Origin of the sequence: Streptomyces sp. NBC_00483, assembly GCF_036013745.1 — a bacterium.
GTDB lineage: Bacteria > Actinomycetota > Actinomycetes > Streptomycetales > Streptomycetaceae > Streptomyces.
In genome coordinates, this window is sequence record NZ_CP107880.1 from 1,518,345 (window position 1) to 1,544,532 (window position 26,188).

Genomic DNA, 26,188 nt, shown 5'->3' on the forward strand with positions numbered 1-26,188 from the left:
AGCTCACCGGCTCCTGCGCGTCAGCCGCGGCGCACCGCTCCGAGCTGCGCCCGGTCGAGGCCCGGCGCCGCGAACCGCCGCGCCACCGTGCGCAGGACGCGCGCCATCGCCTGCGCGGGCGGCGTCGCGGGCCGGGACGTGGAGCGGGCGAGGAGGATGCGGCGGGTCGGCGCCGCGACGTCGGAGGCGAAGGGCAGGAGCCGGACGTCGCTGCGCCGGCTGGTGAGGGCGAGCCGGGGCGCCAGGGCGATGCCGAGGCCGGCCGCGACCATGGCCTGCGCTTCCTGGTAGTCGTGCGAGGCGTACGCGATACGCGGCTCGAAGCCCGCCTGACGGCAGCTGCGCCGCAGCACGTCGGCGACGGGGTGGTTGTCCGCGCGGATGATCCACTCCTGGTCGGCGAGATCGCCGAGGTGTACGGGCGCGTGGGCGCGCAGCGGGGAGTCGGCGGGGACGACAAGCACCGTGGGGTCGTCGAGCAGATGCGTGAGCGCGAGGGCCGGGTCGTCGACCCTGTTCCACTCGTAGTCCCACAGCAGCGCCTGCTCCACCTCGCCCGTGTGCAGCATCTCGCGGAGTTCGGCGAGCACGCCCGCCCGCACCTCGATACGGATGCCGGTGTGGCTGCGGCGGAACTTGGTGAGCGCCAGCGGCAGCAGCGACGCGCTCGCCGTGGGGAACGAACCCAGTTGCAGCGTGCCCTGGTCGAGGGCGGCGAACGAGTGCAGGTCGGCCTCGGCGGCGCGCAGCTCACGGCGTACCGCGCGGCCACGCTCGGCCAGCGCGGCGCCCGCGGGGGTGGGCCGGATGCCGCGGGGCAGCCGCTCCACAAGCGGCTGGCCCGCCTCCTGCTCCAGGAGCGACATCTGCTGGGAGGCCGCGGAGGTGGTCATGCCCAGCTCCTCGGCGGCCGCGGTGAGCGAGCCGCGCTCGGCGGCCTCGGTGAGGAGCAGCAGGCGACGCACGTTCAGCATGGGGCCGACTCTAGTACTGCAACGGTGCTTGCCGTGACTGGTGGCCAGGTCAGGGGCTGTGTCCGCGTCGTTTGTAGTGACTGGTGCGGGCCTGGTGTTGCCGACGGCGGCGCCAGGTCGACCAGTGGAGGATGTGCTCGACAGGCCTGGGCCGGCGGTTGGCGAGACGGGTGATCAGCCGTCGTATCTCGGCGAGGCTCAGGTGGACCAGCTGGGAGGATCCGTTTCTGCTTTCCCGGCATCCAACTCCCGGGCTCGCAGGACGGTCAGGCAGGCGTGGGCGGCCATGGCGAGGGTCATGTGGCGGTGCCAGCCGGGATAGCGGCGGACTTGGTAGTCGTCCAGACCGCATTCCTGCTTGGCGCTTTGGAAGCACTCCTCGATGGCCCACCGGCTGCCCGCGATGCGGATCAGCTCATCAAGCGTGGTCTCGGCGGGGCAGTAGGCGATGTAGTAGGAGATCTCCTGCGGGCGGGCAACGCTGCGGCGGGCGATGACCCAGTGGCGGCGGTCGGGCCGATGCCAGGGCCGGACCTCGACGCGTGCCCAGTCGTAGATCCGCGGACCGTGAGCCCCGCTGCCACAGGAACGGCGCTTCCACTTCTGCGGGGCAAGGCCGTTGAACAGCTCGTGGACGGGATGGTCCAGTGCCCAGCGGGTGACGACGGTGTCGTGCCGGGTGGTGGCCATGACGTGGAAGATGTCCGCCCGTTCCAGCTCCGACCTCCAGCCCTTGCTGAACCCGTAGGCGGCATCCCCGGTCACCCACCGGAACGGGATCTGGTCCGCGATGGCGCGGCGGACCATCGCCTTGGCCATGGCCACCTTGGTCTCGAAGACGACCTCATCAGTGATGCCGGCCCGACGGCACCTATCCCGGTCGTCGGTCCAGGAGGCGGGCAGATACAGACGCCGGTCGATCAGCGTCCGCCCGCGGTCGGTTGCATAGGCGAGGAAGACGCCGACCTGGCAGTTCTCCGTCCGCCCGGCCGTGCCGGAGTACTGCCGCTGCACCCCTGCCGACCGCGTCCCCTTCTTCAAGAAACCCGTGTCGTCCACGACCAGGACCGCGTCCCGGCTACCGAGGTTGTCGACCACGTACTGACGCACGTCATCGAGGACCTCGTCGGCGTTCCACTCGATCCGGTTCAGCATCCGGTGGATGCGGTCCGGGCCGTCATGGCCGGCTTCCTCTGCCAGCGTCCAGCCGTTCTTCCGCTGCAAGGGAGCGATCAGGCCCCGCATATAGGCCAGTGCCGATTCCCGAGGTTCTGACCTGCTGAAACGGTGCACGAACCGCCCATGCACAGCTTCCAGTTCACCCGCCCACAGCCTGACATCAGCTAGGTCCCCACCCATAATCACACCAACGACCGACCTGGCCACCAGTCACGGCAAGCACCGTTGCAGTACTAGGGCCTGTCGTTTGGATCAGGCCGGATCAGGGAGCGGGGTCTGGTGCGTGCGATCGCAAGGCGGAGGAGGGAGTCGACGCGGAGCGTCGGCGACCGACGACAACGCCGCGAGCGTGCGTGCCAGACCCCGCGAGCCCGGCCTGATCCAAACGACAGGCCCTAGCTGACTTTAGCGCAGCTAAACCCGAGTGAAGTGAACTGCCATTGTCCCCAAGTCACACCTCTGCGATGGTCTTGGCAATCGCCGGAACGGCCCGTTCCGCCGGCGTTCACCACTGATCAAGAAAGAGCCTCAGACGTGCACATCCCTGCGACCCTTGTGCGTGGCGGCACCAGCAAGTGCTGGTTGTTCCACCAGGTCCATGTCCCCGCGGACCGCGACGAGTTGGCGCGGATGCTGGTCGCCGCGTACGGCGCGGCGGACCCCGTGGAACTGGACGGGGTCGGCGGCGCCACCCCCACCACCTCCAAGGCGGCGATCGTCAGCGCCTCGCCCGAGCCGGGCGTCGACATCGACTACCTCTTCGCCCAGGTCGGCATCGGCGACGCCACCGTGGAGTGGACGAGCAACTGCGGCAACTGCGCCACGGGCGTCGCCCTGTACGCAGTGGCGAAGGGCATGGTGCCGATCGCGGGTGACCGGACCCGCGTGGTCATGCGCAACAGCAACACCGGCGCCGTCCTCGAGGGGGTCGTGGACACCATGGGTGGCGTGGTGCAGCACTTCGGACGGCAGACCGTTCCGGGCACGCGGGCCGGTGGTGTCGCCGTCGACCTCACGTTCCGCGACCCGGCGGGCGGCACCACGGGCGCCCTGCTCCCGACCGGTCAGGCCACGCAGAAGCTGCCGCTCCACGACGCCGACCCGGTCCTCGTGAGCATGGTGGACGCCGGAGCCCCGGTGGTCCTCGTCGACGCCGACGGGGCGGGGCGGAGCGGCTCCGAGTCCCTGGACCAGGTGCGGGCCGATGTGCCGTGGCTGCGCGCGGTCCGGCATGCCGCGGCGCCGTTGATGGGTCTGGTCGAGCCGGGCCGTGCACCCGGTGACGCGGTGCCGAAGGTGGGTCTCGTCGGGGCCCCGGTGCCGTACACCACGACGCTCGGCGAACAGGTCGCGGCCGAGGACTACGACGTGTCGGTGCGCATGCTCAGCATGAACGCGCCGCACCCGGCGATCGGCCTGACCTCCGCCGTCGCCCTCGCCGCCGCGGGCCTCGTGCAGGACTCCGTGGTCCACGCGGTCGCGGCCGCCCGGGACGACGGCTGGCTGCGGCTCGGCACCCCCGCGGGCGTGGTGGCGGTCCGCTGCTCCGACGTACGGGACGGCCTGCCGGGCCGCGTCACCGTACGGCGCGCGGCGCGACTGCTCGCCGACGCCCGGATCTACGTACCCGGAACCGGCGAGCCGCAGGCCGCCTGACCGGGACGCACGAACACACGAACACACCACACCCCCGCACCGCCGGTCCCCGACCGTACGACCCTGTCCCCACCGCACCAAGGACAATGATGTCTGCTGAAGTGATATCCATAGGCGCCCTGTTGGTGATGTTCGTGGTCGGCACCGTGCTGCCGATCAACCTGGGCATCCTCGCCTTCGTCGCGACCTTCGTGGTCGGCACCGCCTCTCTCGGCCTCACGCAGGAGGAGATCTTCGAGGGGTTCCCGGTGGATCTCTTCGTGACGATCGTCGGGGTCACCTATCTGTTCTCCGTCGCCCGCCGCAACGGCACCATCGACTGGCTCGTCACCGCTGGCGTCCGGATGGTGCGGGGCAAGGTGGCGCTCATTCCGTGGGTGCTGTTCCTGGTCGCGGCGCTGCTGACGGCCTTCGGCACGTTCACCCCGGCCGCGGTCGCGCTCCTCGTGCCGATCGGCATGAACTTCGCCCACCGCTACAAGCTGAACCCGCTGGTCGTCGGCATGATGGTGATCAGCGGCGGTCACGCGGGGGCGTTCTCACCGCTCGCCGTCTCCGGGGCGCTGGTGCTGGGCGTCGTCGACAAGACCTCGCTGCACGTGTCCCCCGTGACCCTGTTCACCGCCAGTTTCGTGATCAATCTGGTCCTTTCGGCGGTGACCTACGCGCTCCTCTCGAAGCGCCCCGCCCCGCTGGCCGAGGACACCGACCCGACGCCCGAGGACCCTGACCTGGCCGTCTCCGGCATGCCGGACTGGCGTCAGTGGCTCACCCTCGGCGCCCTGGTCGTCCTGGTCGTCGGCGCGCTCGGCTTCCACCTGGAGATCGGCCTGCTGGCGCTCGCGGCGGGCGCACTGCTCGCGCTGGTGGACATGAAGCGGCAGGAGAAGGCCGTGGACGGGATCAGCTGGTCGACGCTGCTGCTGGTCGCGGGGATGATGACGTACATCGCCATGCTGGAGAAGGCCGGCATCATCGAGAACATCTCCGAACACGCGGCAGGCCTGGGCGCCCCGCTCTTCGTCGCCCTGCTGCTGTGCTTCACCGTGGCCATCACCTCGGCCTTCGCCTCCTCCACGGCGATCATCACCGCGATCATCCCCGTCGCCGTACCGCTGCTGCTGTCCAGCCACCTCAACGCCGCAGGCCTGATCGCCGCGCTCGCCGTCTCGACGACGATCGTGGACACCTCCCCCTTCTCCACGAACGGCGCGCTGGTCCTGAGCAACGCCCGTGGGGTCGACTCCCAGCGCTTCTACCGCCAGGTCATCAGCTATACCGGCGGCATCGTGGCCCTCGGCCCTGTGGTCGCCTGGGGCGCGCTGGTCCTGCCCTGGTCGTAGTTCGGTGAACCCATTGCGGCTCTGCCACGTCACAGGGGCGTGGCAGTCGGCCGTAGGTCCGGGTGCCATCGTCGTCCAGGAGGCCACATGCGTATCGGGGCAGTTCGCTCCGGCAGAAGGTCGGTGGGGGTCGCCCTGACCGTCATCGGGCTTGTCGCCGCGGCCGGTTGTGGGAGCGGGAAGGTGGCCGGGGACGACGACAGGGACGCGCTCGCCGAGCGGGCCCGACAGGTGGCCGACCAATGGGCGTACGAGCGACGGGACTTCCCGTCGAAGGCCCTCCGGTCCCCGGTGAAGCCGGCCCACGACATCCCGGGCTACCCACTCAACCGTCTGCTCCAAGTCTCCGCTGACGGGCGGTCGGTGACGGTCGTCGCCCTGCACGGCGTCTGCGACGACGGCCCCACGGTGGACGCGCTGGAGACCCGCGGCAGCGTCGTGCTGTCCGCGTCGGTCACCGGCCGGGACGGCGAACACCTCTGCACGAAGCAGGGAAAGCTGGAACCGGTCGAGGTGCGGCTGCGCAAGCCCCTGGGCGACCGTGTCCTGCTCGACGCGCACTCCGGCAGGCCGGTTCCCTACCGGGGCACGCACGGGCTCTCCCCCTGATCAGCGGGCCGCGACCGCACGGACGGCCTCGGCGACGGCGCGGTGGTCCTTCTTCAGGATCGCCCCGTGGTTGCTGGCGACCTTGGCGTGGATCTCGATGTGGGCGTTGCGGGCGGTGACTTCGGACAGTCCGGCGCGGATGCGTTCCTGCTCGTCGCCGCGGCTGCCGAGGGACGAGCCGGAGGCCACCACGTAACGGGTCGGGACGGTGATGGCGTCGAGCACGGGACCCAACTCGCCCTTGCTGCCGAGCCTGCCGAGTTCGATGTTGCTCTCGGCCATCTGCGCCGACGACATCCGCGGGACCAGGCCCGTCGGGCGGATGAGCGGCGCGAACCATCCGATACGCCGGAACATCGTCCGGATCCGGGCCTCCATGGCCTCGTCCAGCCAGTCGTAGGGCTGCGCGCCGTCGACCAGGACCGCGCCGATGGTGCGCTCCGGGTTCCGACTCGCCCAGTGCGCGCCGACGTACGCGCCGTAGGACCAGCCCACGAGGACCGCCCGGTCGACACCCCTGGCGGCGAGGACCGCGTCGACGTCACGGACGGCGGCCTCGAAGGAGTAGTCGGCCGAACGTCCGGACTTTCTGCCGCGGGCCCGCTCGTCGTAGGTGATGTGCCGCCACCGCGGGCCGAGGTCGGCGAGGACCCGGCGCCAGTAACCCTGCGTGGCGAACTGGCCGTTGAGGTAGACGACCGGGGTTCCGGGGCCGCCGGAGTCGGTGACGGCGAGGGCGGTGTCGTCGACCGGGACCATGCCGGTCCACGGTGCGGCGTTCGCGGGTGCGGTGCGGTGCGTCATGGCTTCTCCTGGTTCGGCGGGTCGGGCGGGTGGTGCGCGCGGGGCCCGCGGTCACCCGAGGTAGTGGGCGGGCCCCGCGCGGTGGTGCGGGGTCACAGGCTGCGGGCGGTGATGTCCCCGTGGGTGGTGTTCGCGTGGATGGTGAGCTGGGCCTTCGCTCCCTCGGAGTTCATCAGCGAGTTGTTGACCCGGCCGTAGCCGGTGCCCGCGTCGAGGGTGGCGGAGACACCAGGGGCGGCGTCGACCGTCACGTTGCCCATCTGGGTGTTCAGGTCGAGCGCGCCCGATGTGGCCTCGGCGATACGGATGTCGCCCTTCTGCACCTTGATCTCGGCGGGGCCGGTCAGCCGGCCGACCGTGACATCACCGGCGGAGGAGGACAGCCGCACGCTGGCGGCCTCGTCGATCTTTACGTTGCCGTGCGCGCCCTCGCAGACGAGCTCGCCGAGCCGTCCCACGCCGCGGAACTCGACGGCGGCGGAGACGGCCTCGACGCCGGATCCGGCGGGCAGTTGGACCGTCACCTCGATGGCGCCGGATGCGCCGAGGAGCTGGTTCTTCGCGGCCGGGGCGTCGACCCGCAGGACCCCGTCGGCGAACTCGACGGTGGTCTGCTCGGCGGCCTTCACGTCACGGCCCTTCGAGGAGTCGGCCGGCCGGACCTCGACGGTGGTGTCGGTGCGGTCGGCGGCGATGACCTGGACGCGTCCGGCGGAGAGGCGCAGGACGGCGGAGATGGCGGCGGGGGTGTCGAAATTCTGCATGGTGAGCTCCTTGAGCTGTTGTTGTTGCGTCGTCTCGTTGCTTTGCTGCTTCTTCGTTTCGCTGTTTCCGATGAGTGAAAAGCTACGTTGCGTTTCATGATCGAGCAACAGTCACATTGCACTGGAAAGGCTTAACCGCAGGCCAGAACAGCATTTTCATTGCAACGAGTGGAGATCTAATGCAACAGAACGCAAGATTCCGTTGCATTGGGATGGCGGTGAACGCTACGCTGCCGGGGTCAGGTACACGCGGAAGACGGAGAGGTGCTCGCGATGCCGGGAGGCCGACTCACCCAGCAGGAACGGCAGCAGATCTCACTCGGGCTCGCCGACGGACTCGCCTACGCCGAGATCGCCCGCCGCCTGGAGCGCCCCACCTCGACCATCACCCGCGAGGTGATGCGCAACGGCGGGCCCACGTCCTACCGTTCCGACCTGGCCCACCGCGCCACCGAACGCCGCGCCCACCGACGCAAGCAGGCCGTCCCGCGCGGGCCCGCGCACACTCCGGGCCGGGACGACGAGGCGGTGCGCGAGTACGAGGAGACGTTCACGACCCTCCTCATGCAGCAGGGCATGCCCAAGATGACGGCGCGCGTGCTGACATGCCTGTTCACCAGCGACGCGGGGAGCCTCACCGCCTCGGACCTGGTGCAGCGCCTGGAGGTCAGCCCCGCGTCCGTCTCCAAGTCGATCGCGTTCCTCGAGGACCAGGGCCTGATCCGGCGCGAGCGGGACGCCGGGCGTCGCGAGCGCTATCTCGTCGACGACGACGTCTGGTACCAGTCGACGATCGCCAGCGCCCGCGGCACCGCACAGATCGCCGAGGTCGCACGGCAGGGCGTCGGGGTCCTCGGCCGCGAATCCCCGGCCGCCGCACGGCTCGAGAACATCGCCCGCTTCAGCGATTTCATCAGCGAGAGCATGCTGCGCGCCGCCGACCAGGTGCGCGACATCCTGCACACGAAGCCGGAGGCGGGTGGGGACGCGGCGGGCTCGGCCGACTGACCGTTCGGCGATACGGTGATCAACCGTTCTCACCCACGCGAACAGGATCGGTTGATGCAGATCGAGTACATCGGCGCCGACGAGCTGACGAAACTGCTGCCGCCCCGCGCGGCGGTCACCGCGATCCGCGAGGCACTCATCGGCGGGCTCGACCCGGCGGCCGCGGGGCCGCCCCGCTCGATCCTCGAACTCCCGGAGGACCAGGGCCAGTTGCTCGCGATGCCCGCCGCGTCCGAGTTCGGTGTCGGGGTGAAGGCGATCTCGGCCGTCCCCGCCAACGCCGACCGCGGCCTGCCCCGCATCCAGGGCGTCCACCTCGTCTTCCGCCCGCCGTCGTACGCACCCGCCGCGGTCGTCGACGGCGCGGCGCTGACCACGCTGCGTACGCCTGCCGTATCGGTGGCGGCGGTGCTGCCGCTGCTGACCCGGCCGGGGCGGCGGTGGCGGGTCGTGGTGTTCGGCGCGGGGCCTCAAGGGGCCGGTCATGTACGGACGTTGCGTGATGTCGGCGCCGATCTGGCCGAGGTGACGTACGTCGTACGGGATCCGTCGCGGGCGGATGCGGCGCTGGTCGGGGACGACAGCGTGGTGGCGACGGCGGACGCCGAGGCGTGGGTGCGGCGCGCCGACCTGGTGGTGTGCGCGACGCCCTCCCCCACCCCGCTCTTCGACTCGTCCCTCCTCGGCGACGACGCCGTCGTGCTGGCCGTCGGTTCGCACGACGCCGACGCCCGCGAGGTGGACTCGGCCCTGACGGCCCGCGCCCAGGTGATCGTGGAGGACCCGGACACGGCGCTGCGGGAGTGCGGCGACATCGTGATCCCCGTGGCGGAGGGCGTGTTGCCGGCCGAGCGGCTGCTCCCCATGGCACGGGTCGTACGCGACGAGTCGCAGTACGCCACCGACCGGCCCGTGCTGTTCAAGGGCTCGGGCATGGCCTGGCAGGACGCGGTGGTCGCGGACGCGGCGGTGCGGGCTTCGGACGGCCGTGTCGGTCCTGCCGCTTCGGACCACCGTGTCAGCCCTTCCGCTTCGGACGACCGCGTCGGCCCTGCCACTTAGGACGATCGCGTCAGTCCTGCCGGTCGAACTTGAGGTCTCCCCTCGTCACCGCCCGGATGTGCCCGCTCGCGAGCATGTCGTGCGGGAAACCGAGTTCGATGGCGCTCGCCTCGTCGAGGCGCGACAGGTGGGCGTCGGTGAGGTCGACCTCCAGGGCCCCCAGATTGTCCTTCAGCTGCTCGGGGGTACGGGCGCCGATGATCGGTGCCGTCACCCCCGGGTTCCGCAGCGTCCAGGCGAGGGCGATCTGGGCGGGTGTGCGGCCCAGGTCCCCGGCGACCTCCTTCACCGCGTCGGCGATGGCGAGATTGCGTTCGGTGAGGGTGCCCAGCGCGAGGTTGAAGTTCCTGCGGGTGCCGTCGGCCTCCGCCGGGCGGAGGTCGTCGCGGCCGTACTTGCCGGTGAGCACGCCGCCGCCGAGGGGCGAGTAGGGGATCACTCCGAGGCCCAGCTCGCGTGCCATGGGGATCAGGTCGCGCTCCCCGCCGCGCTCGATCAGGTTGTACTCGATCTGCAGCGCGACCAACGGCGACCAGCCGCGCAGCTCGGCGATGGTCTGCATGCGCGCCACCTGCCATGCCGGGGCGTTGCAGATCGCCACGTAGAGGATCTTGCCCTGCCGGACCAGGTCGTCCAGGGCGCGCAGGGTCTCCTCGACCGGCGTCGTGTCGTCCCATACGTGGAGGTAGAGCACGTCGATACGGTCGGTGTCGAGGCGGCGCAGGCTCTCCTCCACCGCGGCGAACAGGTTCTTGCGGTGGCCGCCGCCCGAGTTCGGGTCGCCGGGCGTGCGCAGCGTCGTGTACTTCGTCGCCAGTACGAGGCTGTCGCGCCGGTCGCGGGCGAAGGCGCCCAGCAGGCGCTCGGAGCTGCCGTTGTTGTAGGTGTCGGCGGTGTCGAGAAAGTTCCCGCCGCGCTCGACGTACAGGTCGAACAGCTTGCGCGCCTCGTCCCGCTCCGCGCCCCAGCCCGATTCGGTGCCGAAGGTGGCGGTGCCGAGGGCCAGCGGGGAGACCCGGAGGCCGGAGCGGCCGAGCAGCCGGTAGGTGTCGAGGGTGAGGGACATCGTGTGGTTCTCCTGTGCTCGTGTGCTGCGGTGCACGCGTTCTGCCGTGCTCGTATTGCGCTGCGTTCGTGTTCTGCTGACGGGAACCAGGCTCTGCCCGTCGCGGGCCGCGCATAAGGGAGGGCCGATCCTGGGAACGCCGGTCCCACCCTCGTTGTTGCAACGACCATGACGACGCACACCGTGGACACCGCGCAGGAGCTGGCCGCCTTCCTGCGTGCCCGACGCGAGCGGCTGGATCCGCGCGCACTCGGCATGCCGCCGCGGCGCGGGACCCGCCGGACTCCGGGGCTGCGCCGCGAGGAGGTCGCCGAGCTGGCCGGGGTCAGCGTCGACTACGTCGTGCGTCTCGAACAGGCCCGCGGGCTGCGGCCCTCCGCGGACGTCGTGGAGGCGCTCGCCGGCGCGCTGCACCTGTCCCCCGTCGAACGGTCCTACCTCTTCGACCTGGCCCAGCAGCGCCCCCGCACTTCCACCGAGCCCCCCGCGACCGCGGCCCCTTCCCTGGCCCGCCTGGTCACCGACCTGTCGCCGCTGCCGGCGATGCTGATGAACCACCGGTTCGACATCCTGGCCTGGAACCGCGAAATGGCGGACCTGCTCCTCGACTTCGACACCCTGCCGCCTGCGCGCCGCAACGCGATGTGGCTGTGCCTGTTGCATCCGCGGATCCGCGAGTTCTACGTCGACCGGGACCGCGTTCTGCGGGAGGGGGTCGCGCACCTGCGCTCCGCGTGGGCCGCGCATCCGGAGGACCGGGCGCTGAGCGATCTCATCGCCGAGTTCCTCGCCGGGGATGAGACGTTCGCACGGCTGTGGGCCGAGCGGGACATCCAGGTCAACGGTCGGGGGGACAAGGCGGTGCGGCATCCTGACGTGGGTGTGATCACGGTGCGGTTCGAGGTGCTCATGCCCGTGCAGGACCCGGATCAGCGCCTGCTGATCTTCCGCGCGGCGGACGAGGACAGCCAGTCGGCACTGGACCGGTTGTCCGCGCGGACCACGGCTCCGTAGACATCCATAGGCATTCGCAGAAAGGCACGTTTTGATCACTCTGGAAGATGTCGAGTCGGCAGCCCGGCGCATCGGCGGGCGCGTGCGGCGCACCCCGCTCATGGAGGTGGCTCCGCAGGAGTTCGCGCCGACGGCCTGGCGGGCCTGGCTCAAGCTCGAACTGTTGCAGCACACCGGCTCGTTCAAGGCCCGCGGCGCCTTCAACCATCTGCTCACCGCGACGGACCGGGGCCTGTTGACCGATGCCGGGGTGGTCGCCGCCTCCGGTGGCAACGCGGGGCTCGCCTTCGCGTACGCCGCCGCCGAACTGGGCACCCGCGCCGAGGTTTTCGTGCCCGAGACGGCACCGGCCGTGAAGGTGGCCAAGCTGCGCGAGCTGGGCGCGGACGTGGTGCAGGTCGGCGTGAAGTACAACGACGCCTACGAGGCCGCGACCAAGCGGGCCGCCGATTCCGGCGCCCTGTTCTGTCACGCCTACGACCAGCCCGCGGTGGGCGCGGGGCAGGGCACGATCGGCCTCGAACTGTGGGAGCAGACCGCGGGCGAGCTGGACACCGTACTGGTGGCCGTCGGTGGCGGCGGGCTCATGGCGGGGGTGGCCACCGCCCTCGCGGGCCGGGCCAGGGTCGTCGCCGTCGAGCCGGAGAACGCGCCGACGCTGCACGCGGCACTCGCCGCGGACGGACCGGTGACCGTGCCCGTCTCGGGCGTCGCCGCGGACTCGCTCGGCGCGAGCCGGATCGGCGACATCGCCTTCGAGGCCGCCCGCGCCACGAGGGTCGAGTCGGTCCTCGTGACCGACGAGGCCATCGTCCGGGCCCGCCGTGCGGTCTGGGACCGGTACCGGTTGGCCGTCGAGCACGGCACGGCGGCGGCCGCGGCGGCCCTGCTCTCGGGTGCCTACCGACCCGCGCCCGGCGAGCGGGTCGCCGTGCTGCTGTGCGGCGCGAACACGGACCCGTCGGACCTGACGGGTGCGGTCGAGCCCACTCACTGACGGGAAAACGAGTGCGGATGTGCCCACTCACTGACAGGACAACGGGTGCGGTCGAGCCCGCTCATCGGCGGGACAAAGAGTCCGTCCGTGCCTACCGTCGACCGCATGACTGACGCATGTTTCGGACACCCCCGGCTCGCCGCGATCTACGACCTCCTCGACCCGGACCGCGGCGACCTCGACGCCTACCTCCGGATCGCGAAGGAACGCGAGGCGCGCCGGGTGCTGGACATCGGGTGCGGCACAGGGGTCTTCGCTCTTCTCCTGGCGGACCGCGGCATCGAGGTCGTCGGGGTCGACCCCGCCCCGGCGTCCCTCGACGTAGCCCGTGGCAAGCCCGGCGGCGAGCGGGTGCGGTGGATCGACGGCGACGCCACGACCCTGCCGACCCTCCCGCCGCTCCGGGTCGACCTCGCGACCATGACGGCCAATGTCGCGCAGGCGATCACCGACCCACGGGCGTGGCAGAGCACCTTGCGGGGCGCCTACGAAGCCCTGCGCCCGGGCGGACACCTCGTCTTCGAGACCCGCGATCCGGCCCGCCGCGCTTGGGAGGAGTGGACCCGCGACCGCACCCACCGGGTGACCGACATCCCCGGCGTCGGACAGGTCGAGACATGGACTCAACTGACCGACGTGCACGGCCCGTTGGTCACCTTCCGCCAGACCTACGTGTTCGCCGCGGACGGCCAGACCCTGACCTCGGACTCGACGCTGCGCTTCCGTGACCAGGAGGAGGTCGAGCGCGACCTCCTCGCGGGCGGCTACCTGGTGACGGACGTCCGCGAGGCGCCCGACCGACCGGGCAAGGAATTCGTCTTCGTGGCGCGACGCCCGTAGCCGTCCACAGCCCCCGGACCGGCGACGAGGACAGCGAGCAGCCCTTCGAGCGGATCGACTAGGTCCTGTTACGGGAGTGGGCCGTTGTGGCGTGGATGGTCAATCCTCGTGGGGTGTGGGGGTCCGCCGAACGAGGCGCTGCTCGCGGTCGGCACGCTCTACGAGTCCTTGGATGCCGTCGAGTACGCAGGTGAGGCCGAAGGTGAGGGGGTCGTCGTCGGTGGGGGTGAAGGCGCCTTCGGCGACGGCCCGGGTGAGGGCAGGGAACCGGTCGGCGTGCGCGGTGAGTTGGTGAGTGGTCAGTCGGTTCCACTCCTCGTCGCCCGCCGCGGTGGAGTCGAGCGCCTCCTGGGTGAGGTTGCGTACCAGGCTCAGGACGAGGATGGCGGCGTCGTGGCGGTGGCGGGCACTGAGCCCTGTCGGTTCGAGGGCGGAAAGGGCCGCATCCAACCAGGCCACCTGGTGCGGGCCCATCGCGTGGCGTCGTAGGCCCGTCGCGGTCAGGATCCAGGGGTGGGCGCGGTAGACGTGGCGGCAGGCGCGGGCCCAGGCTTCGAGGCGGGGGCGCCAGCCGCCCGGGACGCGGTCGAGGTCGGGCGGGTCGCTGAGCACCGTGTCGACCATCAGGTCGATGAGGTCGGGCTTGCCGGGGACGTAACGGTAGAGCGCCATCGTGGTGACCCCGAGCAGCTCGGCCACCCGCTGCATGGAGAGGGACTCCAGCCCTTCGGCGTCGGCGATCTCGACACCGCCGAGGGCCACTTGAGCGGGCGTGAACTTCGGCTTCGGGCCCCGTCGCGGACGGCTGTCCCCCTCGCCCCACAGCAGCGCGAGGCTGGCGCCCGGATCCCGACGGTTTTCCTTGTTCGCCGGCACGGTCCCGGCCTCCTTTCCGCGGACGGACCGCCCTGGGTGTTGCCCTCCGCCCAACAACTGCGTATAACATACACAACAATGAGCGGCGTATCACGTACACAGTTATTGGGTCCGTAGCTTCTGGAGGTCTCCATGCTTGGCATCGTCATTCCCGCCGCCGCAGCCGTCACGGTCGCCACACCTGTAGCCGGTCTCCTCGCACGCCGTGCGATCGTCCGTTCCGGTAACGCACGCCGGCTGCGCATCACCGGCAGCCAGGGTGTCGACGAGCAGTACTTCACCCGGATCGGCGGACTCGACCAGTGGCTCTGCGTCCGGGGCGAGGACCGCGCCAACCCGGTCGTGGTCGAACTGCACGGCGGTCCCGGCTCGTCCAACTCGATCCTGGCCAATGTCTCCCGCGACTGGGAGCGGCACGTCACCCTGGTGCGCTGGGACATGCGCGGCACCGGCAAGACCCTGCGCCGCTCGGGCGCCGAAGGGCGGGGCGAGATGACGTTCGAGCGGCTGCTGCGGGACGCGGTCGAAGTGGTGGAGCACATAAGGGAGCGCCTCGGTGTGCAACGGGTCGTCCTGCTGGGGTGCTCCTTCGGCAGCGCCGTGGCGATGCGCATCGCGCGCAGCCGCCCCGACCTGGTCGACGCGTACATCGGGACCGACCAGAAGATCTTCGACGGCGGCCGGGACACCTCCGACTACTACGCCGCGCTGGACCGGCTGGAGAAGGCGGGCAAGAAGAAGGAACTGGCCGCTGTACGCGATATGGGACCCGACCAAAGCGTCTGGAACGCCCAGCAGTTCAGCCACTTCAGCCGCTTCGCCTCCGCCACCGACCCGCACACCTTCGCCGCGATGAAGTCCGTGGTGATGAAGTCGCTGTGGTACTCGCCGCTGCACTCCCTGCGCGAGATCGGCACCTTCTTCAAGAGCTTCATGGCCTCCGCGGCCGTACTGCCCGCCACTGCCTCTCTCGACGACTGGGCGGACGGCACCCGGTTCGACGTCCCGTTCTTCGTCGTCCAGGGCGCCTGCGACCTGGTGAACACACCGGAACGCGCCCGCGCCTTCTTCGACGACGTCCAGGCACCGGTCAAGGAATTCACCCTGATCGAGGACACCGGCCACTTCGCCCCCTACAAACGGCCCGACCTCTTCCTCGACTTCCTCCTGACCCACGTCCTGCCGACCCTCCCCAGCGCCCGGCAGAGCGCGTGACGCAGACCCGGCCCCGCGCACTCGACGAGGCGGCAGCGCTGACCGCAGCCCTCAACGAGCGGCTGCGCCGGACCACTTCACTGATGCCTCACCGATCCTCACTTGACCCCTTCGTGTCGAATGCCTGGGCGACGGCAAGGCTGTCTTCGTAGACGTGGTGCCTGGTGACAAGGGCGTCTTCGACAGTGACGTGCAAAGCGAACCGAGCGCGATAGGCACGTCCGGTGGAGCGGGCGGTCTGACGGATCTCGCCGAGCACGACCGCGTCGTTGCCGTCGATGAGGATGCGCTCGATCTCGGTGGCCGCCTCCCCAGGCACGTGGTGCTCGGCGAGCTCGCGGTAGTGAGCGGCGGCATCGGCACGCGTGGAACGGTGGCGGATCCATGGGGTGGCAGTCCGACCGTACTCGGCCTCTGGCCAATCCAGCTTCCAGTCGCCCCGCTCGGCATACATCTCGGCAATGCGCTCAGGATCGCCCTCGCCGATCCGGCGCAACAGCTCCTCCAACACAGCGCGGGTGGTCGCAGGTGCGGTGATGGACACGACTGATCACTCCGATCCGACATCCGTGTCTGACTGACGCGGCGAGATCACCATTCTCGCCAGTGCCTACAGAGCGGTGCCATTACCTCCCAGGTAATGGCATGGAGCACCGAGATCCGCTCTCGCAACAGGCCCTGGAGCGCTGTCCTGGCCCGCACGGCTGGCGATCCATCGCGCCAGAGCTCCGGCTCCAGGTCAATGACCGGCGCACCGGAGACCGTGCCCTCCCCGGTGCGCCCGCGTCGATCAGCTCGGCGGCGTGTAGCGGCCGTCGATCGCCGTCCAGCCGCCGTCCACGAACAGTTGGCTGCCCGTTACGAACGAGGAGGCGTCGGAGGCCAAGTAGACGACTGCGCCTGCCAGTTCGTCGGGGCGGGACCAGCGGCCCAGGGCGCTCTTGGAGGCGTACGCGTCGGACCACTCCGGTACCGCGCGGATCTGTGCGGTCAGTGGGGTCGACACGACGCCCGGCGCGATGGTGTTCACGCGCACACCGGACGGGCCCAGTTCGGCCGCCGCCGTGCGCGCGAGCTGGACGAGGCCCGCCTTGGTCGCCGCGTACACGCCCTGGCCCGGCTCCACCGTCACCGCGCGGATCGAGCTGAAGCCGATGATGCTGCCCCGGCCGCGCTCCGCCATGCCGCGCCCGAACGCCCGCACCAGGTCGAAGGATGCGCGCAGGTTGAGGGAGACGACCCGGTCGAACTCCTCGGACGTGTAGTCGAGGAGGCGCTTGCGGACGTTCGTCGCGGCGGTGAAGACGAGGATGTCGACCGGGTCGAGGTCCTCGGCCGCGTGCGTCACCGCGTCCGTGTCCAGGACGTCCAGGGCGTACGCCGACATGCCCGTGCCCATCGACGCCGTCTCCTCGGCCGCCTTGAGGTCGCGGTCCGCGCACACCACCTGCGCGCCGTGCGCGGCCAGCGCCAGGGCGCTCTCCCGGCCGATGCCGCCGCCCGCGCCCACCACGACCGCCTTGCGTCCGTCGAGGCGGAACAGGGCCGCGTAGTCCGTGGGTTGCGTCGGTTCCTGCGTCGTCACCGTGTCACCGGTCCTTCTTCGTCGTGCTCGGGCGGATCACTGCCATGCGGGTCACCGTGAGTTCGTCGATCGCGAACCGCGGCCCCTCGCGGCCCGCCCCGGAGTCCTTCACGCCGCCGTACGGCATGGTGTCGGAGCGGAAGCCGGGGACCTCGTTGACGACCACGCCGCCCGCCTCCAGGCGGTCCACCGCGGCGAACGCGGTGTCCAGGGACGCGGTGTAGACGCTGGCGTGGAGGCCGTATCGCGAGTCGTTGACCAGGGCGAACGCCGCGTCCATGTCCGGGACCGAGCGGAGGCACACCACCGGGCCGAAGACCTCCTCGCTCCAGACGGCGAGGTCGGGGTCCGGGTCGAGCAGGAGCGTGGGCTCCAGCACGCCGCCCGTCGCCCCGCCGCCGACCGCGAGCGTCGCGCCCGACTTCACCGCTTCCTCCACCCACGTACGGACGCGGTCGGTCGACCCCTCGTCGATCAAGGCCGAGACACGTGTCTCGGGGGCGCGCGGGTCGCCCGTCGTGATGTCCGGGATGCGGGCCGTCAGACGGGTCACGAACTCCTCGCGCACCGCCTCCTCCACGATGACCCGCTGCACGCTGATACAGGCCTGCCCTGAGGCGTAGTAGCCGCCCCGGACGACGGCGTCGGCCGCGGCGTCGAGGTCGGCGTCGGCGGCCACCACCAGGGCCGCGTTGGAGCCGAGTTCGAGGAGCGTCTTGGTGGGGGCCGCGTCCTTGGCGATGCGGTGACCGACGGCGGCGGAGCCGGTGAAGGAGACCGCGCCGATGCGGCGGTCGGTGGTGAGTGTCTCGCCCACCTCCGGGCCTCCGGTCACCAGTTGCACCGCCGCCCGCGGCGCCCCGGCCTCGTACAAGGCCTCGCGCAGCAGGTGCACGAGCCACAGCGTCGCCAGTGGAGTCTGCGGGGCAGGCTTGGCGATGACCGGGCAGCCGGCCGCGACCGAGGGCGCGAGCTTGTGCGCGGCGAGGAGGAGCGGGTAGTTGAAGCCGGCGATGCCGACCACGACGCCGATCGGCTTGCGGGTCCAGAAGCCGAGCAGCCCCTCGCCGGAGGGCAGCAGGTCGAGCGGCACCGTCTCGCCGTGCAGCCGGGCCACTTCCTCGGCGGACGTGCGCAGCGTCAGGAGCGTACGGTCCACCTCCACCCGGCAGTCGACCAGGGGTTTTCCCGTTTCCAGAACGAGGAGGTGCTCGAAGTCGGCGCGGCGGGCGGCGATCGCGTCGTACGTCGACTGCAGGGCCGAGCTGCGGATGTGCGAGGGGAGCGCGCCGACCCGGGTACGGACCGCGACCGCCTCGTCCAGCGCCCGCCGGGCCAGCGCCGTGTCGCCGACCGGCGCGTGGCCGATGACCGACCCGTCGTACGGGAAGCGCACATCCTCGCTCGCCGGGGCCGGCAGCCAGGTGTCTCCGACGGGCAGGCCCTCGGGGAACTCCGGCTTCAACGGGCCTGCTGTTGCCGCCGGTTCGGGGTGTGCGTTCACGCGGGGTGCTCCTGGTTGAGGTCGGCCGCCGTCACTCCGGCCAGTGCCTTCTTCAGCGTGGGCACGGCGGCGATCAGCCTGCGGGTGTAGGGGTGTCGGGGATCCTCGTAGAGCTGCTCGGTCGGCCCCGTCTCGACGATCTCGCCCGCCTGCATGACGGCGACGCGGTCGCACACGTGCCGGACGACGGACAGGTCGTGGGAGACGAAGACGAGGGTGAGGTTCAGCTCGTCGACGAGGTCGGCGATGAGGTTGAGGACCTGGGCGCGCACGGACACGTCCAGGGCGCTGACCGGCTCGTCCGCCACGATGATGTTCGGCCGTGGCGCGAGGGCCCGGGCGATGGAGATGCGCTGGCGCTGGCCGCCGGAGAACTGGTGCGGGTAGCGCCGGGCGGCATCCGCGCCCAGGCCCACGGATTCGAGGAGTTCGGCCACCCGCTCCTTGCGGCTCCTGATGCCCTGCGCGACGAGCGGTTCCGCCACGATGTCACCCACCTTCATCCGTGGGTCGAGCGAGCTCATCGGGTCCTGGAAGACGAGTTGGAGGCGTTCGCGGACGAAGCGGAGCTGTCGTTCACGGAGCCGGGTGATGTCCCGGCCGTCGATCTCGACCGTGCCGCTGGTCGGCTTGTCGAGCCCGGCCAGGATGCGCAGCAGCGTCGACTTGCCGCACCCCGACTCCCCCACGATGCCGAAGCGCCCGCCCTGCGGCACGGAGAAACTGACACCGCGCAGGGCGTGCACGGGCGGGGCGGGGGTGCGCAGGGACGTCCGCGGGCGGTGGTAGTCGCGGGTGACGTCGGTGACGCGGAGGGCGTCGGTACCGGCCTGACCCTCTCCACCGGCCCGTTGCTCTCCACCGGACTGTCCCTCTCCATCGGACTGCCGCTCTCCACCGGTCTGTTGCTCAGCCACGGCCGGCCTCCTGGCGGTCGGGGGTGTGCGCATCCACGTGCTCCGTCGGCACCGGGTGGAAGCACGCGTACCCGGAGTCCGGGCCCGTCGAGGTCCACTCGGGGCGGGTCGCGCACCGGTCGGTGGCCGCCGTGCAGCGGTTACGGAAGACGCATCCGGCCGGGAAGGCGCCGGCGGGCGGCACCGAACCACCGATGGTGGCGAGCCGGCCTCGCTCGTCGACGACCGTCAGGTCCGACGCGCCGATCAGACCCTGCGTGTAGCGGTGCCTCGGGCGCGTGAACACCTCGCGTACGGGACCGGATTCGACGACTCGGCCGCCGTACATGACCATGACGCGCTCGCAGGCGGTCGCGACCACGGCGAGGTCGTGGGTGATGAACAGGAGCGCCGAACCACGCTCCTTCACCCCGCGCACGATCAGGTCGAGGACGCGCGCCTGCACGGTGACGTCGAGCGCGGTCGTGGGTTCGTCGCAGACCAGCAGCGCGGGGTCGTTGGCGAGGGCGATGGCCAGGACGACGCGCTGGCGCTGGCCGCCGGAGAACTGGTGCGGGTAGGCGCGCGCGGCGGCCGCCGGGTCGGGAAGGCCCACCTGGTCGAGGAGTTCCACGGCGGCGGCGTGCGCGGAGGCGCGGTCGGGCCGGGTGCGGTGGACGAGGAGCACCTCGGCGATCTGGCGGCCGACGCGCATCGTGGGGTTCAGGGCGGTCATGGGCTCCTGGAACACCATGGCGATGTCCTTGCCCCGCAGGCGGGACATCCGCGTCTCGTCGGCGCCGATCAGGTCGTGGTCGACACCGGCGAGCCGCACAGAGCCTGTGGCGCGCAGTCCTTCCGGGAGCAGGCCCATGAGGCTGAGTGACGTCAGCGACTTGCCGGAGCCGGACTCGCCGATCAGGCCGACGCGTTCGCCGGAGCGGATGGTGAAGTCGACGTCCTCGACGAGCGGTTGGTCGCTCGCGCGCACGCCGAGCCCGGTCACGCTCAGCACGTCGTCCGGTGGAGTCTCCACTGCGGCAGTCATCGGTGGTCCTCCACCTTGGGGTCGAAGCGGTCGCGCAGCCCGTCGCCGAGCAGGTTGAATCCGAGTACGGCCACCGCGATCGCGAGGCCGGGGAAGACGGCGAGCCGGGGCGCGGTGCCGAGCAGCTCCTGGCTCTCCTGGAGCATCCGGCCCCAGGACGGGGTGGGCGGCGGGGTGCCGAAGCCCAGGAAGGACAGCGCGGCCTCGGCGAGCACGGCGATGGCGAAGCCGACCGAGGCCTGCACGATGACCAGGCTGCTGACGTTGGGCAGCACGTGCCGCAGCGCGATGGCGAACGGCCTGCGTCCGGCCGAGCGCGCCGCCATCACGTACTCCGTGCCCATGACCTGGAGGGTGCCGCCGCGGATGAGGCGGGCGAAGTTGGGGATGGAGGCGATGCCGATGGCGACCATGGCGACCACCGTCCCTGCGCCGTAGACGGCGGCGAACATGATGGCGAGCAAGAGGGCGGGGAAGGCGAGGATCAAGTCGTTTCCGCGCATGAGGAGTTCGCCGAACCAGCGCGAGCCCATCCCGGCGAGGATGCCGAGCGGCACCCCGATCACCGCGGCGACGCCGACCGCGACCAACCCGACGTAGAGCGTCGTCCGCGAGCCGATGAGGATCTGGCTGAAGACGTCGCGCCCGAACTTGTCGGTACCGAACCAGTAGTCGGCGGACGGCTGTTGGAGTCGTACGGCGGGGTTCACCAGGGTCGGGTCGTGCGGTGTCCAGACGAAGGACAGCAGCGCCATGGCGACCACCAGCGCGACGACGATCCCGCCGACGAGGAGGGAGCCGGGCAGCGGCCTGCGGCGGCGCCGGACGATCGCGGCCTCCGCCGTGTCCGAGGTAGTTGAAGCCATCACCCACGCACCCTGAGTCGAGGATCGATCAGCAGATAGGCCAGGTCCACCAGGAAGTTCACGAGCAGCACCGCCACCGCGATGATCATGACGACGTCCTGTACGACGATGAGGTCCCGGTTGGCGACACTGTCCAGCAGCAGGCTGCCGAGGCCCGGGATCACGAAGACCCGCTCGATGACGACGGCGCCCACGAGGAGCGTCGCCAGTTGCAGCGCCAGGACGGTGACCACCGGCACGGACGCGTTGCGCAGCCCGTGCCGCACGAGGGCCTGCATCGGGCGCAGCCCCTTGGCGCGGGCGGTGCGCAGGTAGTCCTCGCGCAGCACGTCGAGCACGGAGCTGCGGACGTAGCGGGTGAGGACGGCGGCCTGCACGAGGCCGAGGGAGAGCGCGGGCATCAGCAGCTGTTTGAGGAAGAGCACCGGATCGTCGACCGGTGGTGTCCAACCGTTCGCCGGCAGCCAGCCGAGCCCCACCGCGAACACGGTGATCATGAGGATGCCCGCGAGGAACGCCGGTACGGCCACGCCCACTTGGGACACGGCCGACAGGACGAGTCCCGACGGCTTGCGGTGCCGCACCGCCATCAGCGTGCCCAGCGGCACCGCCACGATGCAGGCGATCACCATGGCCGTCCCCACGAGCCAGAGCGTGACCAGGAGGCGGTCGGCGAGCTGCGGCCCGATGGGCGTATGGGAGATGTAGGAGTCGCCGAGGTCGAAGGTGACGATGTCGTGCATCCAGCCGAGGTACTGGTCGACGAGGGGCCGGTCGAGGCCGAACTGTTCGCGCAGCCCCGCCACCGCGGAGTCGGAGGCGCTGACGCCGAGGGCGACGCGCGCGGGGTCGCCCGGCAGCACCGCCATGAACGCGAACACCACGACGGAGCTCACGAACAGGCTCGCCACCAGGATCGCGATCCGCTGCAGCAGTCGGACGATCATCGGTTCGGGCCGCCTTTCATGACCGGTCGGCCGAGCCGGCCGGGTGGGACGAGCCGGACCGGCTCAGGCCGGTGAGGTCGAGGGATTCGGTGACGCTGTTCACCGGCAGACCGGTGATGTCCGCGTCCGCCACCATCAGGTTCGGCAGCAGGAACAGCCAGTCGGCGGCAGCGTCCTTCGAGAGCGTCCGGGCGGCGGCGCGCATCGAGGTGATCTGCTCCTTCTGGCTGCCCTCGTCCGCCTTCGCAAGGAGCTTGCGGAACGCGGGGCTGTCGTAGCGGGTGTAGTAGTCCTTGCTGCCGAACACGGCGGTCATGTCACGGGGTTCGACGTGGCTCATGATCGTCATGTCGTAGTCGGCATTCTTGAACACCGTCGTCAGCCAGGCCGCGGGGAACTCCAGCTGGTCCAACTCGACCTTGAATCCGGCCTGTTCGAGCTGACTCTTGACGACGGTGCCGCAGGCGGCGGCGTACGGCAGTGTCGGAATCCGCAGCCGCAGCGTGCGCCCGGCCTCCCCGGACTCCTTCAGCAGCCGTTTCGCCTTGGCGCGGTCGTACGGATACATGTCGGTGAGGTCCTGGTACCACGGGTCGGTGGGCGGCACCATGCTCCCGATGAGCTTGCCGCGGCCGCCCCAGCAGGTGTCCACGAGGGCCTTGTGGTCGATGGCGTAACGGACCGCCTGCCGCGCCTTCCCGCTCTTCATGGGCCCTGACCCGTTGTTCAGCGAGAGCATCACCTCGCCGTTGGTCGAGCCCTCGATGACGCGGTACTTGGGGTTGTTCTCGAAGCGGTAGAGGGAGTCCGGTGACTGCATCGCGCCGATGACATCGATGGTGCCCGTGAGCAGCGCGTTGTTCATCGCCGTCGGGTCCTTGAAGTACTTGAGCGTGACCGTGTCGAAGTGCGGGGCGCGCCCCCAGTAGCCGGGTCGGCGGGCGAGCGTGATCGAGTCGCCGCGGTTCCATCTCTTCACTTCGTACGGTCCGGTGCCGACGGGGTCGGTCGCGAGCTTGTCGGTTCCGGTGCGGCTGAACATCGCGCCCACGCGGGTGGTCATCCGGTACAGCCAGTCGTTGCTCGGCCGCTTCAGGGTCACCTTCAACTCGTCGCGGGAGACGGCCCGTACGTGGTCCACGACGCCCATCGGGGCCTTGAGCGCCACCGTCCACTTGGGGATGACGCGCTCGATGGAGAACTTGGCGTCCTCGGCGGTGAACGGTGCGCCGTTGCTGAACTTCGCGTTCTTGGTGAGGTGGAAGGTGTACGTCCTGCGGTCCTTCGACAGGTCCCAGGACGTGGCGAGCGCGGGCCGGATCCTGCCGCGCTGGTCGAGCTTCACCAGGTTTTCGTAGACGTTGTAGAGCAACGCCTGCGGCACGGCGGCGCCTTCGGTCTTCGTGAAGTCGAGGTTGGACGGTTCGGCGGTGAGGCCGATCGCCAGGGAGTCGCCGGGGCCCTCGGGGCGGGAGCCGGCGGCCGTGGACCCCGCGGAGCATGCCGTGGCCAGGAGCAGGACGCCGCAGGCCAGCAGGGATGCGGCCGTCCGGACTGGGCGCCCGAATCGTCGGTCCTTGCTCATGCACGACACCTTCCGCCGTAACTGGCCTGACCAGTAAGCTCACTTGACAGGTACCGTGACGACTGAGGGAGTACCTGTCAAGAGGGCGGCGCCTGTCCAATGGAGAGATGGCTGTCCATGGGAGAGGGTCCCGTCCAGAGGAGAGGGTGCGGATGTTCACCGAACAGAACCTGGCCACCATGTCCGCCGTCGAGATGACCGCCCGCTTCGCCGATCGCTCGGTGTCGCCGGTCGAGGTGCACGACGCCGTGCAGTCGGTGATCGAGGCGCGCGAGGGCGTGCTGAACGCGTTCTGGGTGCGGGACCCCGCCGAGTCCCGCAAGGCGGCGGAGGCGAGCGAGGCCCGTTGGGCGGCCGGGGAGCCGCTGGGGCCTATCGACGGTGTGCCGGTGACGCTCAAGGAGAACATCGCCCGCAGAGGCGTCCCGATGCCTTCGGGCAACGCGGGAGTGGAGCCGGTCGTCCCCGACCGGGACGCGCCGATCACCGAACGGGTCCTGGAATCGGGCGGATCGGTCCTCGGCTCGACCGTGATGCCCGACTGGGGCATGCTCTCGTCCGGCGTCTCCAGCCGGCACGGCATCACCCGCAGCGCCTGGAACCCGGCCTGGACGACGGGCGGTTCGAGCTCCGGGGCGGGCGCGGCGGCCGCGGGCGGGTACGGGCCGCTGCACGTCGGCTCGGACATCGGCGGCTCGATCCGGCTCCCGGGTACGTGGCTGGGCCTGGCCACCCTCAAGCCGAGCGACGGCCGAATCCCCCTGGACACCCCGTACTTGGGGCGCGTGGCGGGTCCCATGGCGCGCACGGTCGCGGATCTGGCCCTGCTCATGAGGGTCCTGAGCAGGCCCGATCCGCGGGACTGGACGAGCCTGCCGCCGCAGGACATCGACTGGTCGCGGCCGGGTGGGGACGTGCGCGGACTGCGTGTGGGCCTGCACCTGGACGCGGGTTGCGGAGGCCCGCGCGATCCGGAGGTGGTGGAGGCGGTGCGCCGGGCGGCGGGCGTCTTCGATTCGGCGGGGGCGACGGTCGAACCGGTGGAGCCGTTCATGTCCCAGGAACTCCTGGACGACCTGGACCTGTTCTGGCGGGTGCGCTCCTGGAACGACCTCCGCAAGCTGTCCCCCGAGGCCGCGTTGCGCGTCCACCCGTACATCATGGGCTGGTGCCGCGAGGGCGCCGACGTGCCCGGCACCCGGGTGCTCCACTGCTACCAGCAGATCATGCGGATCCAGGCACAGACGGTGGCGGCGACGCTCCCGTACGACATCGTGCTCTCGCCGGTGGCGCCCGTGGCGGCGTTCGCTGCGGAGCAGCCGATGCCGTTCATGGAACCGGGGAAGACGATGTCGCACATCGGCTTCACCGCCCCGTACAACATGTCGGGTCAGCCCGCCGCGACGGTCAACTGCGCCTTCACGGCGGACGGTCGGCCCATCGGCGTACAGATCTCGGGGCGCCGCTTCGACGACCTGGGGGTCCTCCAGGCGGCGGCCTGGTACGAGCGGAACCGGCCGGCCGAGGCGGTCCCCCAGTGGCCGGACGACGCTCCGCCGGCCCTGGAGGGGGAGGCGCCGTGACGCCGGAGGGGGCACGGTTTCAGCAGGTCGCGCCGGTCCGGCTGTACCAGCGCATCGTCGAGCAGATCGAGCAGGCGATTGCCTCCGGCGACCTGAAACCGGGTCAACGCCTGCCGAGTGAACGCGAGTTGGTCAGCCAGTTCGGCGCGAGCCGCCCCACGGTGCGCGAGGCGCTGCGCGTCCTGGAGAGCAACGGCCTCATCCGCTCCCGCCACGGCGATCCGCACGGTCCGGAGATCCTGCCGTTCACCACGGCGGGCCTGGCCAAGGAGATGACGCGGCTCGCCCGCTTCGACACCATCTCGATGGCCGAGCTGATCTCGTTCCGCATGATCCTCGACGGCTCGGCCAGCCAACTCGCGGCGCGCCTGCGCACGGACGACGAACTGTCCGCGATGGAGGCGACGGTGACGGCAATGACACACGCCATCGACGCGGGCTACGAGGAGTTCAGCAAGGCGGACGTGGCGTTCCACGAGGTGGTGGCGCGGGCCAGCCGCAACGCGCTGATAGAGGTCTCCAACCAGGTCGTCCGCGGGGCGGTCCTCACCCTGATCGCCGACAAGGTGGCCCACGCCGACAACCGCCAGGCCCTGATGCGCACCTCCCTCCGCCACCACGAGGAGGTCCTGGAGGCCATCCGCACCCGCGACGGCCTGGCAGCGGCCCGCATCTCCCGCCGAACGTTGTACGACTACTACGCGGGGTATGTGGCGGAGGAGGAGCGGGGGCCGTTGCTGGCGCTGGTGGAGGGAGAGGGGGCCTGA

25 protein-coding genes are annotated in these 26,188 nt (G+C 70.7%); 11 read left to right on the forward strand and 14 right to left on the reverse strand.

Annotated elements, in window-relative coordinates:
* Nucleotides 1-20 precede the first annotated feature (20 nt).
* Both OHA73_RS06485 and OHA73_RS06490 read right to left on the reverse strand, forming a co-directional pair.
* Nucleotides 21-974, reverse strand: coding sequence for a LysR family transcriptional regulator (locus OHA73_RS06485; RefSeq protein ID WP_327654465.1), 954 nt, complete (start codon nt 972-974; stop codon nt 21-23).
* A 198-nt stretch (nt 975-1,172) separates the two neighbouring features.
* Nucleotides 1,173-2,333, reverse strand: a complete 1,161-nt coding sequence (locus tag OHA73_RS06490) for an IS701 family transposase (RefSeq protein WP_327654466.1) — start codon at nt 2,331-2,333, stop codon at nt 1,173-1,175.
* 354 nt (nt 2,334-2,687) lie between these two features.
* On the opposite strand from OHA73_RS06490, the gene OHA73_RS06495 reads away from it, so the two are divergent.
* The 3 genes from OHA73_RS06495 to OHA73_RS06505 all read left to right on the forward strand — a co-directional run bounded on the left by OHA73_RS06495 (nt 2,688) and on the right by OHA73_RS06505 (nt 5,761).
* Nucleotides 2,688-3,809, forward strand: coding sequence for a PrpF domain-containing protein (locus OHA73_RS06495; protein ID WP_327654467.1), 1,122 nt, complete (start codon nt 2,688-2,690; stop codon nt 3,807-3,809).
* 86 nt (nt 3,810-3,895) lie between these two features.
* Nucleotides 3,896-5,152 carry an SLC13 family permease gene (locus tag OHA73_RS06500; protein ID WP_443063038.1) on the forward strand — a complete coding sequence of 419 codons (1,257 nt, stop codon included), beginning with the start codon at nt 3,896-3,898 and terminating at the stop codon, nt 5,150-5,152.
* An 87-nt stretch (nt 5,153-5,239) separates the two neighbouring features.
* The gene (locus OHA73_RS06505) at nt 5,240-5,761 is read left to right on the forward strand and encodes a hypothetical protein (RefSeq protein WP_327654468.1); all 522 of its coding nucleotides are present in this window, start codon (nt 5,240-5,242) and stop codon (nt 5,759-5,761) included.
* Here the strand turns inward: OHA73_RS06505 and OHA73_RS06510 are convergent, their stop codons facing one another.
* Nucleotides 5,762-6,565, reverse strand: a complete 804-nt coding sequence (locus OHA73_RS06510; protein ID WP_327654469.1) for an alpha/beta fold hydrolase — start codon at nt 6,563-6,565, stop codon at nt 5,762-5,764.
* A 92-nt stretch (nt 6,566-6,657) separates the two neighbouring features.
* The gene (locus OHA73_RS06515; RefSeq protein WP_327654470.1) at nt 6,658-7,329 is read right to left on the reverse strand and encodes a DUF4097 family beta strand repeat-containing protein; all 672 of its coding nucleotides are present in this window, start codon (nt 7,327-7,329) and stop codon (nt 6,658-6,660) included.
* Between the two features lie 273 nt (nt 7,330-7,602).
* Here OHA73_RS06515 and OHA73_RS06520 point away from each other — a divergent pair, with 273 nt between their 5' ends.
* Complete coding sequence (locus tag OHA73_RS06520) at nt 7,603-8,337, forward strand: GbsR/MarR family transcriptional regulator (protein ID WP_327654471.1); 735 nt, start codon at nt 7,603-7,605, stop codon at nt 8,335-8,337.
* 54 nt (nt 8,338-8,391) lie between these two features.
* A complete protein-coding gene (locus OHA73_RS06525; protein WP_327654472.1) occupies nt 8,392-9,399 on the forward strand; it encodes an ornithine cyclodeaminase family protein in 1,008 nt (335 codons plus the stop codon).
* A gap of 10 nt (nt 9,400-9,409) precedes the next feature.
* Here the strand turns inward: OHA73_RS06525 and OHA73_RS06530 are convergent, their stop codons facing one another.
* Nucleotides 9,410-10,465, reverse strand: coding sequence for an aldo/keto reductase (locus tag OHA73_RS06530; protein ID WP_266716456.1), 1,056 nt, complete (start codon nt 10,463-10,465; stop codon nt 9,410-9,412).
* Nucleotides 10,466-10,633: 168 nt separating this feature from the next.
* Between OHA73_RS06530 and OHA73_RS06535 the strand changes: the two genes are divergently transcribed.
* The 3 genes from OHA73_RS06535 (at nt 10,634) to OHA73_RS06545 (ending at nt 13,316) form a co-directional block, all read left to right on the forward strand.
* Nucleotides 10,634-11,479 carry a helix-turn-helix transcriptional regulator gene (locus tag OHA73_RS06535; RefSeq protein WP_327654473.1) on the forward strand — a complete coding sequence of 282 codons (846 nt, stop codon included), beginning with the start codon at nt 10,634-10,636 and terminating at the stop codon, nt 11,477-11,479.
* A 31-nt stretch (nt 11,480-11,510) separates the two neighbouring features.
* Nucleotides 11,511-12,476 carry a threonine/serine dehydratase gene (locus OHA73_RS06540; RefSeq protein WP_267071724.1) on the forward strand — a complete coding sequence of 322 codons (966 nt, stop codon included), beginning with the start codon at nt 11,511-11,513 and terminating at the stop codon, nt 12,474-12,476.
* Nucleotides 12,477-12,581: 105 nt separating this feature from the next.
* Nucleotides 12,582-13,316, forward strand: coding sequence for a class I SAM-dependent methyltransferase (locus OHA73_RS06545; protein ID WP_327654474.1), 735 nt, complete (start codon nt 12,582-12,584; stop codon nt 13,314-13,316).
* A 99-nt stretch (nt 13,317-13,415) separates the two neighbouring features.
* Here OHA73_RS06545 and OHA73_RS06550 read toward each other — a convergent pair whose 3' ends face one another.
* Nucleotides 13,416-14,192, reverse strand: a complete 777-nt coding sequence (locus tag OHA73_RS06550; protein WP_327654475.1) for a TetR/AcrR family transcriptional regulator — start codon at nt 14,190-14,192, stop codon at nt 13,416-13,418.
* Between the two features lie 132 nt (nt 14,193-14,324).
* Between OHA73_RS06550 and OHA73_RS06555 the strand changes: the two genes are divergently transcribed.
* Entirely contained in the window at nt 14,325-15,407 is a 1,083-nt protein-coding gene (locus tag OHA73_RS06555; protein WP_327654476.1) for an alpha/beta fold hydrolase, read from the forward strand.
* Nucleotides 15,408-15,495: 88 nt separating this feature from the next.
* On the opposite strand, the gene OHA73_RS06560 is transcribed toward OHA73_RS06555, so the two are convergent.
* The 8 genes from OHA73_RS06560 to OHA73_RS06595 all read right to left on the reverse strand — a co-directional run bounded on the left by OHA73_RS06560 (nt 15,496) and on the right by OHA73_RS06595 (nt 23,838).
* Nucleotides 15,496-15,951 carry a nuclear transport factor 2 family protein gene (locus tag OHA73_RS06560; RefSeq protein ID WP_266716446.1) on the reverse strand — a complete coding sequence of 152 codons (456 nt, stop codon included), beginning with the start codon at nt 15,949-15,951 and terminating at the stop codon, nt 15,496-15,498.
* A 246-nt stretch (nt 15,952-16,197) separates the two neighbouring features.
* On the reverse strand, nt 16,198-16,992 hold the full coding sequence (locus OHA73_RS06565) for an SDR family NAD(P)-dependent oxidoreductase (protein WP_327654477.1): 795 nt from the start codon (nt 16,990-16,992) through the stop codon (nt 16,198-16,200).
* A 4-nt stretch (nt 16,993-16,996) separates the two neighbouring features.
* Nucleotides 16,997-18,496, reverse strand: coding sequence for an aldehyde dehydrogenase family protein (locus OHA73_RS06570; protein ID WP_327654478.1), 1,500 nt, complete (start codon nt 18,494-18,496; stop codon nt 16,997-16,999).
* Nucleotides 18,493-19,413 carry an ATP-binding cassette domain-containing protein gene (locus OHA73_RS06575; protein ID WP_443063039.1) on the reverse strand — a complete coding sequence of 307 codons (921 nt, stop codon included), beginning with the start codon at nt 19,411-19,413 and terminating at the stop codon, nt 18,493-18,495. Before OHA73_RS06575 ends, OHA73_RS06570 begins: the two co-directional genes overlap by 4 nt.
* Complete coding sequence (locus OHA73_RS06580) at nt 19,406-20,440, reverse strand: ABC transporter ATP-binding protein (RefSeq protein WP_327654479.1); 1,035 nt, start codon at nt 20,438-20,440, stop codon at nt 19,406-19,408. The genes OHA73_RS06575 and OHA73_RS06580 overlap by 8 nt, the downstream gene beginning before the upstream one ends.
* Nucleotides 20,437-21,306 carry an ABC transporter permease gene (locus tag OHA73_RS06585; RefSeq protein WP_267071717.1) on the reverse strand — a complete coding sequence of 290 codons (870 nt, stop codon included), beginning with the start codon at nt 21,304-21,306 and terminating at the stop codon, nt 20,437-20,439. Before OHA73_RS06585 ends, OHA73_RS06580 begins: the two co-directional genes overlap by 4 nt.
* A complete protein-coding gene (locus OHA73_RS06590; RefSeq protein WP_327654480.1) occupies nt 21,306-22,253 on the reverse strand; it encodes an ABC transporter permease in 948 nt (315 codons plus the stop codon). Before OHA73_RS06590 ends, OHA73_RS06585 begins: the two co-directional genes overlap by 1 nt.
* Nucleotides 22,254-22,269: 16 nt before the next feature.
* Nucleotides 22,270-23,838 carry an ABC transporter substrate-binding protein gene (locus OHA73_RS06595; RefSeq protein ID WP_327654481.1) on the reverse strand — a complete coding sequence of 523 codons (1,569 nt, stop codon included), beginning with the start codon at nt 23,836-23,838 and terminating at the stop codon, nt 22,270-22,272.
* A 152-nt stretch (nt 23,839-23,990) separates the two neighbouring features.
* Between OHA73_RS06595 and OHA73_RS06600 the strand changes: the two genes are divergently transcribed.
* Together OHA73_RS06600 and OHA73_RS06605 are read left to right on the forward strand one after the other, a co-directional pair.
* Nucleotides 23,991-25,421, forward strand: coding sequence for an amidase (locus OHA73_RS06600; RefSeq protein WP_327654482.1), 1,431 nt, complete (start codon nt 23,991-23,993; stop codon nt 25,419-25,421).
* A complete protein-coding gene (locus OHA73_RS06605; RefSeq protein ID WP_267071714.1) occupies nt 25,418-26,188 on the forward strand; it encodes a FadR/GntR family transcriptional regulator in 771 nt (256 codons plus the stop codon). The genes OHA73_RS06600 and OHA73_RS06605 overlap by 4 nt, the downstream gene beginning before the upstream one ends.

What these genes read in the sequence shown, in the direction of transcription:
- OHA73_RS06585 (WP_267071717.1), bottom strand. Translation starts at nt 21,306, where the DNA reads ATGGCTTCAACTACCTCGGACACGGCGGAGGCCGCGATCGTCCGGCGC.
- OHA73_RS06530 (WP_266716456.1), bottom strand. Translation starts at nt 10,465, where the DNA reads ATGTCCCTCACCCTCGACACCTACCGGCTGCTCGGCCGCTCCGGCCTC.
- OHA73_RS06545 (WP_327654474.1), top strand. Translation starts at nt 12,582, where the DNA reads ATGACTGACGCATGTTTCGGACACCCCCGGCTCGCCGCGATCTACGAC.
- OHA73_RS06580 (WP_327654479.1), bottom strand. Translation starts at nt 20,440, where the DNA reads ATGACTGCCGCAGTGGAGACTCCACCGGACGACGTGCTGAGCGTGACC.
- OHA73_RS06490 (WP_327654466.1), bottom strand. Translation starts at nt 2,333, where the DNA reads ATGGGTGGGGACCTAGCTGATGTCAGGCTGTGGGCGGGTGAACTGGAA.
- OHA73_RS06510 (WP_327654469.1), bottom strand. Translation starts at nt 6,565, where the DNA reads ATGACGCACCGCACCGCACCCGCGAACGCCGCACCGTGGACCGGCATG.
- OHA73_RS06555 (WP_327654476.1), top strand. Translation starts at nt 14,325, where the DNA reads ATGCTTGGCATCGTCATTCCCGCCGCCGCAGCCGTCACGGTCGCCACA.
- OHA73_RS06515 (WP_327654470.1), bottom strand. Translation starts at nt 7,329, where the DNA reads ATGCAGAATTTCGACACCCCCGCCGCCATCTCCGCCGTCCTGCGCCTC.
- OHA73_RS06520 (WP_327654471.1), top strand. Translation starts at nt 7,603, where the DNA reads ATGCCGGGAGGCCGACTCACCCAGCAGGAACGGCAGCAGATCTCACTC.
- OHA73_RS06535 (WP_327654473.1), top strand. Translation starts at nt 10,634, where the DNA reads ATGACGACGCACACCGTGGACACCGCGCAGGAGCTGGCCGCCTTCCTG.
- OHA73_RS06595 (WP_327654481.1), bottom strand. Translation starts at nt 23,838, where the DNA reads ATGAGCAAGGACCGACGATTCGGGCGCCCAGTCCGGACGGCCGCATCC.
- OHA73_RS06500 (WP_443063038.1), top strand. Translation starts at nt 3,896, where the DNA reads ATGATGTCTGCTGAAGTGATATCCATAGGCGCCCTGTTGGTGATGTTC.
- OHA73_RS06485 (WP_327654465.1), bottom strand. Translation starts at nt 974, where the DNA reads ATGCTGAACGTGCGTCGCCTGCTGCTCCTCACCGAGGCCGCCGAGCGC.
- OHA73_RS06525 (WP_327654472.1), top strand. Translation starts at nt 8,392, where the DNA reads ATGCAGATCGAGTACATCGGCGCCGACGAGCTGACGAAACTGCTGCCG.
- OHA73_RS06590 (WP_327654480.1), bottom strand. Translation starts at nt 22,253, where the DNA reads ATGATCGTCCGACTGCTGCAGCGGATCGCGATCCTGGTGGCGAGCCTG.
- OHA73_RS06600 (WP_327654482.1), top strand. Translation starts at nt 23,991, where the DNA reads ATGTTCACCGAACAGAACCTGGCCACCATGTCCGCCGTCGAGATGACC.
- OHA73_RS06505 (WP_327654468.1), top strand. Translation starts at nt 5,240, where the DNA reads ATGCGTATCGGGGCAGTTCGCTCCGGCAGAAGGTCGGTGGGGGTCGCC.